Source organism: Streptomyces sp. NPDC049687, assembly GCF_044465285.1.
GTDB lineage: Bacteria > Actinomycetota > Actinomycetes > Streptomycetales > Streptomycetaceae > Streptomyces.
The window spans coordinates 421,887-437,062 of the sequence record NZ_JBITLN010000001.1 but is presented as its reverse complement, the minus strand read 5'-3'; the positions used below and the strand labels follow the sequence as shown (position 1 = coordinate 437,062).

Here is a 15,176-nt window from a genome sequence, read left to right as displayed (position 1 = left end):
CGGAGGTGACGGCCCCGCGCCCCGGACAGGTCTCGGTTACCGTTCAGCCTCATGCGCACCATCCTGATCACCGGCCCCGGTGGCAGCGGCCGTACCACAGTCGCCGCCGCCACCGCCCTGCGCGCCGCCGGCAACGGCACCCGCACCCTCGTCCTCAGTGCCGACCGCACCGACACCCTCGGCGCCGCGCTGGGTCTGCGGACCGGGTCGAAGCCGGTGCAGGCGGGGCCGCACCTGACCGCCTGGCGGCCCGACGCCACCGCCGGCTTCCGGGACGACCTCGCCGGCTTCCAGGAGCGCGCCTCCACCGTCCTCGACCTCCTGGGCGCCTCCCGCCTCGACCCCGAGGAGGTCACCCCCCTGCCCGGCGCCGAGGAGCTGACCCTGCTGCGCGCGCTGCGGGACGCCGCCCTCGCCGAGGCGCACGACCTGCTCGTCGTGGACCTGCCCCCCACCGCGCAGGCTCTCGCGCTCCTCGCCCTCCCCGAGGAACTGCGCCGCTATCTGCGCCGCCTGCTCCCGCCGGAACGCCAGGCCGCCCGCGCCCTGCGCCCCGTACTCGGCCGCCTCGCCGGGGTGCCGATGCCCGCCGAGTGGCTGTACGAGACGACCGCCCGCTGGGACGTGGAGCTGGCCGCCGTGGAGGCGGTCCTCGCCGACCGCGACACCGTCGTGCGGCTGGTCGCCGAACCGGGGCCGGCCGGCGCCGACGCCGTCCGGGACGCCCGTCTCGGTCTCGCGCTGCGCGCGCTGCCCGTCGAGTCCCTCGTCGCCAACCGCGTCCTGCCGGAGGCGGCCGCCGACGACGGGTGGCTCGGCCGGCTCGTCACCCAGCAGCGCAAGGTCCTGGGGGAGTGGGGAGGGACCGCGCGTACCGTCGCCCACCTGGGCCACGACCCCCGGGGCGCCGACGACCTGACCGCGCTGGGCGTCCCCGGCGTCAACACGGCCACCTCCCCGGTCGAGTGGCTCGTCGCCGACCGGCTCGCCGAGGACGGCGTGCTCGTCTGGCACCTCCCGCTGCCCGGCGCCATACGCGACGAGCTCGACCTCATCCGGCGCGGCGACGAACTCGTCCTCGCCGCCGGGCCCTTCCGCCGGATCGTCCCGCTGCCCTCCGCCCTGCGCCGCTGCACCGTCGAAGGCGCCGCCCTGCGCGACGGCGAACTGCGCATCCGTTTCGCGCCGGATCCCGGCCTGTGGCCGCAGGGACGGTGAGCGACGTACCGCCGTTCGGGTAACGTCGAAGGAGACGATCCGTAACCAGGCGTCGTCCCTCAAGGAGCTTTCAGGAGCCAGGAGCCATCAGGAGTCCGTCATGAGCGAAGAGCGCCCCACGCCCGACGCCACCGGGGACGAGGCCGTCGCCGAGGAGCCCCGCGCGACCGACGCCGACGCCTGGGCCACCGCCTGTGCCGAGGACCTGGACCGGGAGAAGGCCCGCCGGCGTGCCGAGCAGGGCCGGCCGGAGGGCTCGGCCGCCGAGGAGCTGCGCAAACTCGTCGACGCCGTCGCCGACAAGCTCTCCGGCTTCCAGTCGCCGCTGCTCGGCGCGGTCGCGGGTCCCGCCGCCCAGCAGGTGGTCCGGCAGGTCGTCGAGCAGGCCAAGGCCGCCGTCGAGCCCGTCATCGAGCGCAACCCCGACGTCTTCGACCACCTCGCGGTGGCCGGCAGCGAACTGCTCGCCGCCTACCGCTCCGCGGTCCAGCACCAGGAACAGCGCTGGACCAGCCGCACCCAGGACCTGCGCGACGACCCACGCGACGGCGACGAGGGCACCGGTCCCGGCCAGCGCATCGACCTGGACTGAGGGCTGGGCGCGAGCACCCGCCGAGGGGTTCCCTCAGGATGTCGCCGGCCCTGTCCGCCGGGCCTCTCCGCCGGCCCTGTCCGCCGGACGGACGACGGGACCGGCGACGGCAGGGCCTCGGGTACCGTTGGCCGTAGCGGGGCTCGACCGAAACTGAGGGATTCATGGGACTCACCATCGGCGTCGACATCGGCGGCACGAAGATCGCGGCCGGCGTGGTCGACGAGGAAGGCAACATCCTCTCGACCTTCAAGGTGCCGACGCCCACCACGCCCGAGGCCATCGTGGACGCCATCGCCTCGGCGGTGGAGGGCGCCCGCGCGGGCCACGAGATCGTCGGCGTGGGCATCGGAGCGGCCGGTTACGTCAACCGCCAGCGCTCCACCGTCTACTTCGCGCCCAACATCGACTGGCGCCAGGAACCGCTGAAGGACAAGGTCGAGGCCCGCGTCGGGCTCCCGGTCGTCGTGGAGAACGACGCCAACGCCGCCGCGTGGGGCGAGTACAAGTTCGGCGCCGGCAAGGGTCACCGCAACGTCATCTGCATCACGCTCGGCACCGGCCTCGGCGGCGGCATCATCATCGGCAACAAGCTGCGCCGCGGCCACTTCGGCGTCGCCGCCGAGTTCGGGCACATCCGCATGGTCCCGGACGGTCTGCTGTGCGGCTGCGGCTCGCAGGGCTGCTGGGAGCAGTACGCCTCCGGCCGCGCCCTCGTCCGGTACGCCAAGCAGCGCGCCAACGCCACCCCGGAGAACGCGGAGGTCCTCCTCGGCCTGGGCGACGGCACCCCCGACGGCATCGAGGGCAAGCACATCTCCATGGCCGCCCGCCAGGGCGACCCGGTCGCGGTCGACTCCTACCGCGAGCTGGCCCGTTGGGCCGGCGCCGGCCTCGCCGACCTCGCCTCCCTCTTCGACCCCTCCGCCTTCATCGTCGGCGGCGGTCTCTCCGACGAGGGCGAACTGGTCCTCGACCCGATCCGCAAGTCCTACAAACGCTGGCTGGTCGGCGGCAACTGGCGCCCGGTCGCCGATGTCATCGCGGCCCAGCTCGGCAACAAGGCGGGCCTGGTCGGCGCGGCGGACCTGGCAAGAGAACCCGACCCGATCATGTAAGGGCGTTCCAGCAGGGCGGTGCCCGCCGTGTCCGGTCCCGGGACGGCGGGCACCGTCGTATGTTGATCGCTATGGCGACCACCTTGGTGCTTCCCAACTCGGTTACCGAACCGGACGGTTCAGCCGTCATCCGGGTTCTCACCTACAACATCCGCTCCATGCGGGACGACACGGACGCCCTCGCCCGAGTGATCTCCGCCTGCGCCCCCGACCTGGTCCTGATCCAGGAAGCCCCGATCTTCTTCCGCTGGCGCAAGAAACTGGCCCGTCTGGCCGCGGCCGCCGACCTGGTGATCCTGACCGGCGGCGGCACAGCCGCGGGCCCCGCGATCCTGTGCGACCTGCGCGTCACGGTAGAACGCACCGAGGACGTCCTCCTGCCCCTCACCCGCGGCCGGCACCGCCGCGGGTTCGCCACCGCCGTCGTCCGGATCGGGGGCGCCCGCCTCGGTGTGCTGAGCTGCCATCTGAGTCTGGACCGGCAGGAGCGCCACGAGCAGGGCGGCATGCTTCTCGACCGCCTCGCCGGAATGGGAGTGGAGCACGCGATCGCGGGCGGCGACGTCAACGAACGGCCGGGTGGCGCCACGTTCACCCGCCTCGCCACCGTCCTGCGGGACTGCCGCACGACCGCCCCGTGGGGCGACGACCGGACCTTCCCCGCCGCCGCCCCCGACCGCCGCATCGACGGCATCTTCGTGACGAAAGGGGTGGAGGTCCTGGGCTGCGGCGTACCCCGCGGCCTGCCCGGCGTCACCGACGACGACCTGAGGGCGGCCACGGACCACCTCCCGGTCCTCGCCGCCCTCAGAATCCCCGCTCCTTAGACGACGGCCCCTCGGCCGGGATCCCCTTCGTCCTCGTCGTCCGGCCGCATCCGCACCACCAGCGTGGCGAAGCCGCCGAGGAAGCCGCCGATGCAGACCGTCGTCAGCCACCACGTCATGTCCCAGCCGAGCAGGACCGCCAGCAACAGCAGCAACGGCCCGCCGATCACCCCGAGCCAGGCGAACTTGGCCGTGGTGTCGGCGGCCGGCAGCGGCGGTGGCTCCGGCGGGACGAAGTGGCCCTCGTCGTCCTCGTCGAAGTCGTCCTCGGCCGGCTCCGGCGTCGTGTAGTCGCGCGGTCCGACGCCGGGCGCGAAGGACACCGAGCTGCCCAGCGGCTTGGCCGGTTTCGGCGCCTGGTCCTCCTCCACATCGCGGGAATCACGGGATTCACCGGACTCACCGGAATCACGGGGCTCGTCGTCGTTCGTCACGGGCTCCGGGAGCGCCAGGTCCTCGATCGACTTGAACGGCCTGCTCCCCGGCGGGTCCGGGGGCTCCTTGCCGTACCCCGCGACGATGGCGGCCCACGCGGCCTCCTCGTCGAAGGGCACGCTCTGCTCCTCCGGCTCGCGGCCCCGGGGGGCATCCAGGCCGTCCCGCTCCTCCCGGTTCTCCCGGTCCTCGCGGTCGGAGTCGTGCTCAGCCACCTACGGCCGTCCCTTCCTTGCCGACACTGGGCGCGATCCGGGCGATGAACGTGTAGCTCTCCTCGAAGATCCGGTCCGCATCGTGGTCCAACGTTGCCACGTGGTAGCTCTGTTCCAGGAGGATCTCGGTCACGTCCGTGGACGACACCCGGCTCAGGATCCGGGCCGAGTCGGCGGCCGGGACGACATGGTCCTGGACGCTGTGCAGAAGCAGCAGTGGCTGCGTGACCTGGGGCAGCTCTCCGTCGACCTGCCGCAGGAAGGTCCGCAGGGAGTGCGCCGACCTGAGCGGCACCCGGTCGTACCCCGTCTCCAGGACGCCCTCCTTCGCGATGTCGCTCACGATGCCCTTCGTCGACCGCACGAAGTGGTGGGCCACCGGAAGGGCGTACGCGGACAGTCCGTGCACCCTGTTCGCCGGATTGACCACGACCACGCCCTCCACGCCCGCGCCGTGCTTCGCGGCCAGCCGCAGGGCCAGGGCGCCGCCCATGGACAGCCCGGCCACGAACACCTTCGAGCACCGCTCGCGCAGGGCGCGCAGCTCGCGGTCGACTTCCGCGTACCAGTCGGGCCAGCCGGTGGGCGTCATGTCCTCCCAGCGGGTGCCGTGCCCCGGCAGCAGCGGCAACGAGACGGTCAGGCCCCGGCCGGCCAGATACCGGGCCCAGGGGCGCAGCGACTGCGGGGAACCGGTGAAGCCGTGGCAGAGGAGGACCCCGACCTCCCCGCCCTCGTGGCGGTACGGCTGGGCTCCAGGAAGGACCGGCACCTTCGGTCTCCTGTCTTCGTCTGTTCTTCATGGGAGGGACGTGTGGTTCACGGTACGCGACCCCACTGACACCGACCAGGGCCGTCGGAGCCTTTGCCGCCGCTCCGGGTTAAGGTCTGATGACACATACAGGAGGCACTCGGGTGTTGTACGGCGCGATGAAGGTTGCTGTCGGGGGACCGCTGAAGGTCACCTTCAGGCCCTGGGTGGAAGGCCTCGACAACGTTCCCGCCGAGGGCCCCGCGATCCTGGCGAGCAATCACCTGTCGTTCTCCGACTCGTTCTTCCTGCCGGCGGTCCTGGACCGCAAGGTCACGTTCATCGCGAAGGCCGAGTACTTCACCACGCCCGGTGTGAAGGGACGGCTGACGGCGGCCTTCTTCAGGGGCGTCGGCCAGCTTCCGGTGGACCGCTCCGGAGCGCGCGGCGCGGGCGAGGCCGCGATCAAGAGCGGCATAGAAGTCCTGGAGCGCGGCGAGCTGTTCGGGATCTACCCGGAGGGCACGCGCTCGCCCGACGGGCGGCTGTACCGCGGCAAACCGGGCGGTCTCGCGCGGGTGGCACTCGCCACCGGAGCGCCCGTCATCCCGGTCGCCATGATCGACACGGAGAAGATCCAGCCGCCCGGCAAGGTGATGCCGAAGCTGATGCGGCCCGGCATCCGCATCGGCAAACCGCTGGACTTCAGCCGCTACGAGGGCATGGACCACGACCGTTTCGTGCTCCGCGCGCTGACCGACGAGGTCATGTACGAGATCATGAAGCTCTCCGGCCAGGAGTACGTCGACATCTACGCGACCGCCGCCAAGCGGCAGCTGGCGGAGGCGGCGAAGGCCGGGAAGGAAGCGGAGAAGGCCGCGAAGGCGGCGCTCGCGCAGGCCGAGAAGGACCAGGCCAAGAAGGAAAAAGAGCAGTAGTCGGCGCTCCGGGGGCGGGGGGACTTGGCGGATGGCCAGGCGCGAGAGAGTCATGAGGATGTCGGTCGAGCTGCCGCTGTGGCGTGCGCTGACCGGCTACCGGGTCCTGACGATGCTGTACGCGGTCGGCCTGTTCGCCTCCGCCTACGACGACTACGACCGTCCCGGCATCGCCGTCACCTACTACGCCGTCCTGCTCGTCTGGACGCTCGCCACCCTGCCCCGGGTGCAGAACGCGGCGGCCTGCACCAAGCGCTTCCTCGCGGTGGACCTCGCCGTCGCGCTCACCGGCATCGTCCTGACCCCGCTGGTCGTCAACGACCAGCACATCCAGGACGGCGGGCCCACGCTGCCCTCGATATGGACGGCCGGCTCGGTCCTCGCGTTCGCCATCAAGGGCGGCTGGCGCTGGGCCGCGTTCGCCTCCACTCCCGTCGCCGTCGCCAACCTGATCGAGCGCGGCCACCCGGCCCGCGACACCGTCCACAACGTGATCCTCGTCTGGGTCGCGTCCATCGCCATCGGCTACGTCGTCGAGGTCGCCCGCGCCTCCGAGCGCACTCTCGCCCGCGCCCTCGAGATCGAGGCCGCGACGAGGGAGCGGGAGCGGCTCGCCCGGGACATCCACGACGGCGTGCTGCAGGTGCTGGCCATGGTGCAGCGGCGCGGCGCGGTCATCGGCGGCGAGGCGGCCGAGCTGGGCCGGCTGGCCGGTGAGCAGGAGGTGGCGTTGCGCACCCTGGTCTCGGGCGGGCTCGTCCCGGTCTCCCGGGTGTCGGAGGACGTGGCCGAGGGGGCCGTCGTACGCCTCGTGGAAGAGCCCGAGGACAGCCACGGGCCGTTCGATCTGCGCACCCTGCTCGCGCCGTACGCCGCCGCCCGGGTCAGCCTCGCCGAGCCGGGCGCGCCGGTGCTGCTGGCGCCCGCCGCCGCGAGGGAGCTGGCCGCGGCCGTCGGCGCCGCCCTGGACAACGTACGCAGGCACGCCGGGGACGAGGCCCGGGCCTGGATCCTGGTCGAGGACGAGCCCGACGAGGTGATCGTCACCGTGCGGGACGACGGGCCCGGCATCGCGGAGGGGCGGCTCGCGCAGGCCGAGGGCGAGGGGCGGCTCGGGGTCGCACAGTCGATCCGGGGACGGCTGCGTGATCTCGGCGGCCGCGCCGAGTTGATCTCGACTCCGGGGCAGGGCACGGAGGTCGAACTGACGGTACCGAAGGAGAAGAGCGTGTGGCGGGGGAAGGCAGAACAGCGATGAGCCAGGAGCAGGGGCAGGGCCCGATCAAGGTCATGGTGGTCGACGACCACCCCATGTGGCGCGACGCGGTCGCCCGGGACCTGGCGGCGTCCGGCTTGGACGTGGTCGCCACCGCGGGCGACGGCGAACAGGCCGTGCGCCGCGCCAGGGCGACCACCCCGGACGTGCTCGTGCTGGATCTCAATCTGCCGGCCAAGCCCGGTGTCCAGGTGTGCAAGGAGGTCGTCGCCGCCAACCCGGCGCTGCGCGTCCTCGTCCTCTCCGCGAGCGGAGAGCACGCCGACGTACTGGAGGCGGTCAAGTCCGGCGCGACGGGCTACCTGCTGAAGTCGGCGTCCACGGAGGAACTGCTGGACGCGGTGCGCCGTACGGCCGTCGGCGACCCGGTGTTCACCCCCGGCCTGGCCGGACTGGTCCTCGGCGAGTACCGCCGTCTGGCCTCCGACCCCGGCCCGGCCTCCGGCCCCGACGAGCTCGACGCGCCCCGCCTCACCGACCGGGAGACCGAGGTGCTGCGGCTGGTGGCCAAGGGCCTGAGCTACAAGCAGATCGCCGAGCGTCTGGTCATCTCCCACCGCACGGTCCAGAACCACGTCCAGAACACCCTCGGCAAGCTCCAGCTGCACAACAGGGTGGAGCTGGTGCGCTACGCGATTGAGCGGGGTCTCGACGACGAGTGAGACGGGGTGTGCCCGGCTGAACCCAGGGGGCGCGGGTCGTATATTCGCCTGTAACCCGGCGAAAAGGGAGCGGCTGTGGAAATCCTCGCGTTCGGCGTCCAGGCCGACGAGAAACCCCTGATCGAGCGGGCCTTCGCCGGTCACCACGAGGTCCGCTGCCTGGACGTCTTCCTGAACGAGGACACCGCCCCGATCGCGGCCGGCTACGAGGCCGTCTCCACCAGCGTCAACGCCGTCCTCGACCGCCATGTCCTGAACATCCTCGCGGCCGGCGGGACCCGGATGATCGCCCAGCGCTCCACCGGCTTCAACAACATCGACCTCGCCGTCGCCGAACGTCTCGGCATGACGGTCGCGAGGGTGTCGTACTACTCGCCGTACGCCGTGGCCGAGTTCGCCTGGACCCTCGCCCTGGCCGTCAACCGCCGGGTCGTGCGGGCCTCCACCCGCACCCGTGACTTCGACTTCCGCCTGGACGGGCTGATGGGCCGGGACATGTACGGCCGCACCGTGGGCGTCCTGGGCACCGGGAAGATCGGCGAGGCGTTCACCCGGATCGCCCACGGCTTCGGCATGCGCCTGCTCGGCTGGGACGTCGCCGAGAACCCCGCCTGTATGGAGCTCGGCATGAAGTACGTCCCCAAGGACCGGCTCCTCGCCGAGGCCGACCTGGTCACCCTGCACGTCCCCCTCATGCCGGAGACCGTGCACCTCATCGACGCCGACGCCCTGAGGGCCATGAAGGACGACGCGATCCTGGTCAACTCCAGCCGCGGGGGACTGATCGACACCGCGGCCCTCGTCGCCGAACTGCGCGAGGGCCGCTTCAACGGCGTCGGCCTGGACGTCTACGAGGCGGAGGCGGGCCTGTTCTTCCAGGACCGGTCCCTGGAGGCCGTCGACGACGACACCCTGGCCCGCCTCGTCACCTTCCCGAACGTCCTGGTCACCTCCCACCAGGCGTACTACACCGAGGAGGCCGTCGGCCAGATCGTCGACGCCACGGTCCGGAACATCCTGGACTACACCGAGGGCCGCCGCTCGGAGAACGTGCTCGTCCCGCGCACCTGAGCCACCAGCTCCCGCACCACCGAGGCCCCGTTCAGCGTCAGCACGGACTCCGGGTGGAACTGCACCCCCGCGAACCCCGAGCCCCGTACGGCGTGCACCTCCCCGTTCGCGGCCCGGCTCACCCCGACCCCGTGCGCGGCCAGCTCGGCCAGGGCCTCGTCGTCGCAGCGGGCCACGAAGCTGTTGTAGAAGCCCACCGTCTCGGTCCGCCCGAACAGGTCGATCTCCGTCTGCGCCCCTTGGTACGGCACCTCCTTCCGTACGATGTCCAGCCCCAGCTCGGCGGCGATCAGCTCGTGCCCGAGGCAGACGCCGAGGACGCCGTGCCGGTGGTCCCGGATCACCCGTGCGGTCAGGTCCCGCAGCACGCGCATCTTGGGATCGTCCAGGTCGGAGGGGTCGCCGGGGCCGGGGCCCAGCACCACCGGCCCCTCGTGCGCGAGGACCGCCTCCCGCAGCCCGGGCTCGTCGTAGCGCCGGACGGTCACCTCCAGGCCGCCGGAGCGCAGCACGTGCGCGAGCATCGCCGTGAACGTGTCCTCACCGTCGACGACGAGGGCGTGACCGGTGAGATCCTCGGTCCGCTCCTGCATCCGCAGCCAGAACGGCGCCAGCGAACCCCGCCGCCCGTCCAGCGCGGCCCGCACCCGGGGGTCGTCGGCGAGCCGGGGGCGGGTGTGCTCCTCCCGGGGCCTGCCCGGCCGTACACCGAGCGCCGCCAGTACCCCCGCCGCCTTCGCGTGCGTCTCCGCGACCTCGCCCGCCGGGTCCGAACCCCGCACGAGCGTGGCACCGACCGGCACCCGCAGCCGCCCGGCCGCGTCGATGTCGGCGGTCCGGATGAGAATGGGGGAGTCGAGGGTCTGCGCTCCGCCCGAGTCCCTCCCCAGGAGCGCCAGCGCACCGGAGTAGTACCCGCGCCCCCCGACCTCGTGCCGCTCGATGACCCGGCAGGCGTTCTGCACCGGCGAGCCGGTCACGGTCGCCGCGAACATGGTCTCCTTCAGGACCTCCCGCACATCCAGCGAGGACTTTCCGCGCAGCTCGTACTCGGTGTGCGCGAGGTGCGCCATCTCCTTCAGCCGGGGGCCCACCACCACTCCGCCCATGTCGCCGACGGTGCACATCATCTTGAGCTCCTCGTCGACCACCATCGACAGCTCCTCGATCTCCTTGCCGTCCGCGAGGAAGCCCAGCAGGTGCTCCGGGGTGGGCCCTTCGGCCGGATAGCGGTACGTCCCGCTGATCGGGTTCATCACGACGGTCCCGCCGGACATCCGCACATGCACCTCGGGGCTCGCACCGACCAGCGTGCGCTCCCCGGTGTGCACGACGAACGTCCAGTAGGCGCCCCGCTCGCCTTCGAGGAGCCGCCGGAACAGCGCGAGGGCGTCCCGGCGCGAGAACCCCGGGATCGCCCCCTCGTACGTCCGCCGAATCACGAAGTTGGCGCCCTCGCCCCGCCCGATCTCGTCCCTCAGCACCCGCCCGACGATCTCGCCGTACTCCTCGTCGCCGACGTCGAAGCCTCCGCCCTCGACGCGCACGTCGTGCGCGGGGAGCTGGGCCAGCGCGTCGGCGAGCGGGATGTCGTGGCGCTCCTCGGGGGTGAGGACGGCGAGCGGTGTGCCGTCGTCGCGGACGTCGAAGCCCCGCTCGCGGATCTGGCGGAACGGGACGAGCGCGAGGCCGTCGTCGGGGAGGTCGGCGAGGCGGTCGTACGTGGAGACCGGGCCGAGGAGGAGTTCCACCGCGGTGTGGTCGTGGCCCGGTGTGCGGCGGCGCAGCAGGGCGAACGGGCGGGGGTCGTGGAGCAGGTCGAGCAGCTGCATGGGTCCGTGTCCTTCTCGCTGGGAGGAGAGAGGAGGAACGGACTCCGGAAACGCCGAAGGCCGCCCCTCGGGCGGCCTTCGCGAAGTCGTGCGTACGCGCAGTCAGTGGGCCGCCGGATGAGCGGTCCACCACCAGTTCCGGTTGGTCTGGGTCGAAAGCGCGAACATGGAGCGCACCTTATCCCATGGGCGTCGCGTGAGTGTCGCGTTTCACAGGTGAGCGGTACTCCGTCTCACCTGTCGAGCCGGGGGGAAAACGACGCGACACGACCCCGTAATGTTGAGTCCGTGACCGTGAACGCTAAGACCAGCTCCAGCGCTGGCAACACCTGGCGAGACCTGCCCGCGGCGCAGCAGCCCGAGTACCCCGACCCCGAGGCTCTGCGCGCAGTCGTTGCGGAGCTGGAGTCGTATCCGCCGCTCGTCTTCGCGGGCGAGTGCGACCAGCTGCGCGCCCGGATGGCGGCCGTCGCCAAGGGAGAGGCGTTCCTCCTCCAGGGCGGCGACTGCGCCGAGGCCTTCGACGCGGTGTCGGCCGACCACATCCGCAACAAGCTGAAGACGCTGCTCCAGATGGGCGCCGTGCTGACGTACGCCGCCTCGGTGCCGGTCGTGAAGGTCGGCCGGATCGCCGGCCAGTACTCCAAGCCGCGCTCCAAGCCGACCGAGACCCGCGACGGCGTGACGCTGCCGACCTACCGCGGCGACTCCGTCAACGGCTTCGACTTCACCGAGGCCGCCCGCATCCCGGACCCCGAGCGCCTGAAGCGCATGTACCACGCCTCGGCGTCCACGCTGAACCTGGTGCGCGCCTTCACCACCGGCGGCTACGCCGACCTGCGTCAGGTCCACGCCTGGAACCAGGACTTCGTGAAGTCGTCCCCCTCCGGCCAGCGCTACGAGCAGCTCGCCCGCGAGATCGACAACGCGCTGAACTTCATGCGGGCCTGCGGGACCGACCCGGAGGAGTTCAAGACGGTCGAGTTCTACTCCTCGCACGAGGCGCTGCTGCTCGACTACGAGTCGGCGCTCACCCGCGTCGACTCCCGCACCGGCCGGCTGTACGACGTCTCCGGACACATGGTGTGGATCGGTGAGCGCACCCGGCAGCTGGACCACGCGCACGTCGAGTTCGCCTCGAAGATCCGTAACCCGATCGGCATCAAGCTCGGCCCGACGACGACGGCCGAGGACGCGCTGCAGTACATCGAGCGCCTCGACCCCGACCGTGAGCCCGGCCGGCTGACCTTCATCGTCCGCATGGGCGCCGACAAGGTCCGCGACAAGCTGCCCGAGCTGGTCGAGAAGGTCACGGCGTCCGGCGCCGTGGTGGCCTGGGTGACCGACCCGATGCACGGCAACACCTTCGAGGCGGCCTCCGGGCACAAGACCCGCCGCTTCGACGACGTGCTCGACGAGGTCAAGGGCTTCTTCGAGGTCCACAAGGGCCTCGGCACCCACCCGGGCGGCATCCATGTCGAACTCACCGGTGACGATGTCACCGAGTGCGTGGGCGGCGGCGACGAGATCTTCGTCGACGACCTCCACCAGCGCTACGAGACGGCCTGCGACCCGCGTCTGAACCGCAGCCAGTCCCTCGACCTGGCGTTCCTCGTGGCGGAGATGTACCGCGACCAGTGATCGTGGAGAGCATGGCGGTGGGGCGCGGATCACATACGATCCGCGCCCCACTCCACTTTCGCCCTCACTGAGTGCCGGGTAAGGTTAGGTTAGCCTTATCGATCCCGGCGGGAGGTGAGTCCGCGTGTACGTCTGCAGTTGCTTCGGTGTGACCGAAGCGCAGGTCCAGCAGCATGCGGACAACGGAGCCTGTACCCCCCGCCAGATAGCCTCCGCCTGCAAGGCCGGGACGGACTGCGGCTCCTGCGTACGCCGGATCCAGGCGATCCTCGGCCGGGGCACGTGCCCGCGCCGTGAGCTGGTCGACCAGGGCCGGCCCTTGCTGACCTCGGTGGACGGACTGGAAGAACTGGACGAAGCCGCCTAGTGCCGCGGCACTAGCTCTCCGGCTGCTCGATCAGCTGCGCGATGTAGAGGGCCTCGCCGAGCTTCTCCAGCAGCTCCAGCTGGGTGTCCAGGTAGTCGATGTGGTGCTCCTCGTCCGCGAGGATCGACTCGAAGATGTTCGCGGACGTGATGTCGCCCTTCTCCCGCATCACCTTGATGCCCCGCCTCAGGCGGTCGATCGCCTCGACCTCGACCTGCCGGTCCGCCTCGAACATCTCCCTGACGGTCTGGCCCACGCGGACATGGAACAGCCGCTGGTAGTTCGGCAGCCCCTCCAGGAACAGGATCCGGTCGGTGAGCACCTCCGCGTGCTTCATCTCGTCGAAGGACTCGTGCCGGGTGTACTTGGCGAGCTTCGTCCAGCCGAAGTTCTCCTGCATCTTGGCGTGGAGGAAGTACTGGTTGATCGCGGTGAGCTCGCCGGTGAGCTGCTCGTTGAGAAACTCGATGACCTCGGGGTCGCCCTGCATCGCAGAGGCTCCTTCCACATGGGGAGTCGGGGAGGCTGCCGCCGCATGATTGCACCGGTACAGAAGATCGTCCAGTAAGTGCGTACTTAGTAAGTTAGTGCATGCTTAGTGTGAGTTGCCCGATTCCGGAGAAGGTGGCACATGCCTGGTCATGTGCACTGTGTCGGGTCTGTCAGGATGGAGACATGGGTCAGCCGGTGGAGCGCGAATCTGGAGCAGCAGCACCGTCCGAGCTTCCGCCGGGACAGCGACTGCAGCGGGGCTGGCCGGTCACCCACTACGGCCCGGTCCCCAAGTTCCGGCCCGAGCGCTGGGAGTTCCGGGTCTTCGGCGCGACCGCCGACGGGGAGAAGCGCTGCTGGAACCACGAGGAGTTCACCGCCCTCCCGTACACGACCGTCGTGGCCGATCTGCACTGTGTGACGAAGTTCAGCATGCTCGGCGCCGAGTGGGGCGGGATCCCGGCCCGGACGATCCTGGAGCTCGCCCCGCCCGCCGACGGTGTCACCCATGTGATGGTCTGGGCGGAGTACGGCTTCAGCTCCAACCTGCGCCTCACGGACTTCGCCTCCGAGCGCACGATCTTCGCCACCCACAAGGACGGCGAGCTCCTCACCGCCGAGCACGGCTTCCCGGTCCGCCTGGTCGTCCCTCACCTCTACGCCTGGAAGGGGCCCAAGTGGGTCCGCGGCGTCGAGTACATGACCGCCGATCGCCGGGGCTTCTGGGAGGAACGCGGCTACCACAACATCGGCGACCCCTGGAAGGAACAGCGCTACTCCTACCAGGAGGGGCCCGGGGAGGGTCCCGACCTCTGAGCCCCGGCCCGGCTCAGCCGTCCCGGAGTTTCTTCAGGCGTTCCACGTCCGCCGCGTGACCCTCCTTGCCACCGGGTGTCTCGATGACCAGGGGCACGTTCGCCGTCGCCGGGTGGGTCATCAGGGCGCGGAACGGGTCCTCGCCGATATGACCCGCACCGATGTTCTCGTGCCGGTCCTTGTGGGCACCGACGACGTCCTTGGAGTCGTTGGCGTGGATCAGCTTCAGCCGGCCCTCACCGACGGTGTCCACCAGCAGGTCGAGGGTCCGGTGCATGCCGGACGGGCCGGTCAGGTCGTGCCCGGCGGCGAACATGTGGCAGGTGTCGAGGCAGACGCCGAGCTTCGGGTGGGCGTCCAGCGCCTCGAAATACGGCCCGAAGTCCCAGGCCCGGGAGCAGAGGGAGGCGCCCTGCCCGGCGGTGGACTCCAGGAGCAGGAACGGGTCGTCGTCATGGGTCAGCTCGTCCAGCAGCGGCAGCAGATGGTCCCGCACCTGCTTCAGCGCCACGGACCGCTCCCGCCCGCCCGTCGCGCTGCCCGTGTGCACCACCACACCCAGCGCACCGATCGCCCGCCCCCGGCGCAGTGAGTGCCGCAGCGACTCCACCGACCTCTCCACCGTCGCCTCGGTGTGCGACCCGAAGTTGATCAGGTACGGCGCGTGGACATACGCCGGGATCGACTCCGCCGTACAGGTCTCCCGGAACGCCTCGTCCTGCGCCGGGTTGCCGGCCGGTGTGGCCCAGCCGCGCGGGTTGGCGACGAAGACCTGGACCGTCTCTGCCTTGAGGTCATGGGCGTACGACAGCCCCACGGAGTGCAGTCCGCCGGCCACCGGAACATGGCCGCCGACGGGGTTGCGGGACGGGAAGGCGCGGTTCGGAACGGGGTCGTTCAGGACGGAGTCGCTCGGGACGGCGGT

Annotated in this window: 17 protein-coding genes; 11 read left to right on the top strand and 6 right to left on the bottom strand. The window is 71.2% G+C overall.

All coding sequences use genetic code 11. From position 1 onward, the window contains the following. The first annotated feature begins 51 nt into the window (after positions 1-51). The 4 genes from ACIBVL_RS02020 to ACIBVL_RS02005 all read left to right on the top strand — a co-directional run bounded on the left by ACIBVL_RS02020 (position 52) and on the right by ACIBVL_RS02005 (position 3,755). Complete coding sequence (locus tag ACIBVL_RS02020) at positions 52-1,218, top strand: ArsA family ATPase (protein WP_399090239.1); 1,167 nt, start codon at positions 52-54, stop codon at positions 1,216-1,218. A gap of 100 nt (positions 1,219-1,318) precedes the next feature. Then, on the top strand, positions 1,319-1,810 hold the full coding sequence (locus ACIBVL_RS02015; RefSeq protein ID WP_399090235.1) for a DUF5304 domain-containing protein: 492 nt from the start codon (positions 1,319-1,321) through the stop codon (positions 1,808-1,810). Positions 1,811-1,974: 164 nt separating this feature from the next. After that, positions 1,975-2,928 (top strand): ROK family glucokinase, encoded by a 954-nt coding sequence (locus ACIBVL_RS02010; RefSeq protein WP_399090232.1) that lies wholly within the window; start codon positions 1,975-1,977, stop codon positions 2,926-2,928. A gap of 71 nt (positions 2,929-2,999) precedes the next feature. Then, positions 3,000-3,755 carry an endonuclease/exonuclease/phosphatase family protein gene (locus ACIBVL_RS02005; RefSeq protein ID WP_399090229.1) on the top strand — a complete coding sequence of 252 codons (756 nt, stop codon included), beginning with the start codon at positions 3,000-3,002 and terminating at the stop codon, positions 3,753-3,755. Here the strand turns inward: ACIBVL_RS02005 and ACIBVL_RS02000 are convergent. Next, positions 3,752-4,405: a hypothetical protein gene (locus ACIBVL_RS02000; protein WP_399090226.1), complete on the bottom strand. Its 654-nt coding sequence runs from the start codon at positions 4,403-4,405 to the stop codon at positions 3,752-3,754. The genes ACIBVL_RS02005 and ACIBVL_RS02000 overlap by 4 nt on opposite strands. Beyond that, positions 4,398-5,177, bottom strand: a complete 780-nt coding sequence (locus tag ACIBVL_RS01995) for an alpha/beta hydrolase (protein WP_399090223.1) — start codon at positions 5,175-5,177, stop codon at positions 4,398-4,400. Before ACIBVL_RS01995 ends, ACIBVL_RS02000 begins: the two co-directional genes overlap by 8 nt. A 158-nt stretch (positions 5,178-5,335) precedes the next feature. Between ACIBVL_RS01995 and ACIBVL_RS01990 the strand changes: the two genes are divergently transcribed. From ACIBVL_RS01990 to ACIBVL_RS01975, 4 genes are all read left to right on the top strand, one after another. Next, entirely contained in the window at positions 5,336-6,094 is a 759-nt protein-coding gene (locus ACIBVL_RS01990; RefSeq protein WP_399091985.1) for a lysophospholipid acyltransferase family protein, read from the top strand. A 31-nt stretch (positions 6,095-6,125) separates the two neighbouring features. Further along, positions 6,126-7,352: a MacS family sensor histidine kinase gene (macS, locus tag ACIBVL_RS01985; protein WP_399090220.1), complete on the top strand. Its 1,227-nt coding sequence runs from the start codon at positions 6,126-6,128 to the stop codon at positions 7,350-7,352. Further along, entirely contained in the window at positions 7,349-8,032 is a 684-nt protein-coding gene (locus ACIBVL_RS01980; protein WP_399090217.1) for a response regulator, read from the top strand. Before macS ends, ACIBVL_RS01980 begins: the two co-directional genes overlap by 4 nt. Positions 8,033-8,107: 75 nt before the next feature. Beyond that, on the top strand, positions 8,108-9,103 hold the full coding sequence (locus tag ACIBVL_RS01975) for a 2-hydroxyacid dehydrogenase (protein WP_399090214.1): 996 nt from the start codon (positions 8,108-8,110) through the stop codon (positions 9,101-9,103). Here ACIBVL_RS01975 and ACIBVL_RS01970 read toward each other — a convergent pair. Both ACIBVL_RS01970 and ACIBVL_RS01965 read right to left on the bottom strand, forming a co-directional pair. Beyond that, positions 9,055-10,935, bottom strand: a complete 1,881-nt coding sequence (locus ACIBVL_RS01970; RefSeq protein ID WP_399090211.1) for an anthranilate synthase family protein — start codon at positions 10,933-10,935, stop codon at positions 9,055-9,057. The genes ACIBVL_RS01975 and ACIBVL_RS01970 overlap by 49 nt on opposite strands. 102 nt (positions 10,936-11,037) lie before the next feature. Then, entirely contained in the window at positions 11,038-11,103 is a 66-nt protein-coding gene (locus ACIBVL_RS01965) for a trp operon leader peptide (protein ID WP_399091982.1), read from the bottom strand. 120 nt (positions 11,104-11,223) lie between these two features. On the opposite strand from ACIBVL_RS01965, the gene ACIBVL_RS01960 reads away from it, so the two are divergent. Both ACIBVL_RS01960 and ACIBVL_RS01955 read left to right on the top strand, forming a co-directional pair. Beyond that, complete coding sequence (locus ACIBVL_RS01960; RefSeq protein WP_399090208.1) at positions 11,224-12,576, top strand: class II 3-deoxy-7-phosphoheptulonate synthase; 1,353 nt, start codon at positions 11,224-11,226, stop codon at positions 12,574-12,576. Positions 12,577-12,700: 124 nt separating this feature from the next. Next, on the top strand, positions 12,701-12,943 hold the full coding sequence (locus ACIBVL_RS01955; RefSeq protein WP_399090205.1) for a bacterioferritin-associated ferredoxin: 243 nt from the start codon (positions 12,701-12,703) through the stop codon (positions 12,941-12,943). 10 nt (positions 12,944-12,953) lie between these two features. Here the strand turns inward: ACIBVL_RS01955 and bfr are convergent, their stop codons facing one another. Beyond that, positions 12,954-13,433: a bacterioferritin gene (gene bfr / locus ACIBVL_RS01950; RefSeq protein WP_399090202.1), complete on the bottom strand. Its 480-nt coding sequence runs from the start codon at positions 13,431-13,433 to the stop codon at positions 12,954-12,956. Between the two features lie 185 nt (positions 13,434-13,618). Here bfr and ACIBVL_RS01945 point away from each other — a divergent pair, with 185 nt between their 5' ends. Continuing rightward, positions 13,619-14,251, top strand: a complete 633-nt coding sequence (locus tag ACIBVL_RS01945; RefSeq protein ID WP_399090199.1) for a sulfite oxidase-like oxidoreductase — start codon at positions 13,619-13,621, stop codon at positions 14,249-14,251. 13 nt (positions 14,252-14,264) lie between these two features. Here ACIBVL_RS01945 and ACIBVL_RS01940 read toward each other — a convergent pair whose 3' ends face one another. Beyond that, positions 14,265-15,152: a deoxyribonuclease IV gene (locus ACIBVL_RS01940; protein WP_399091979.1), complete on the bottom strand. Its 888-nt coding sequence runs from the start codon at positions 15,150-15,152 to the stop codon at positions 14,265-14,267. Positions 15,153-15,176: the final 24 nt, after the last annotated feature.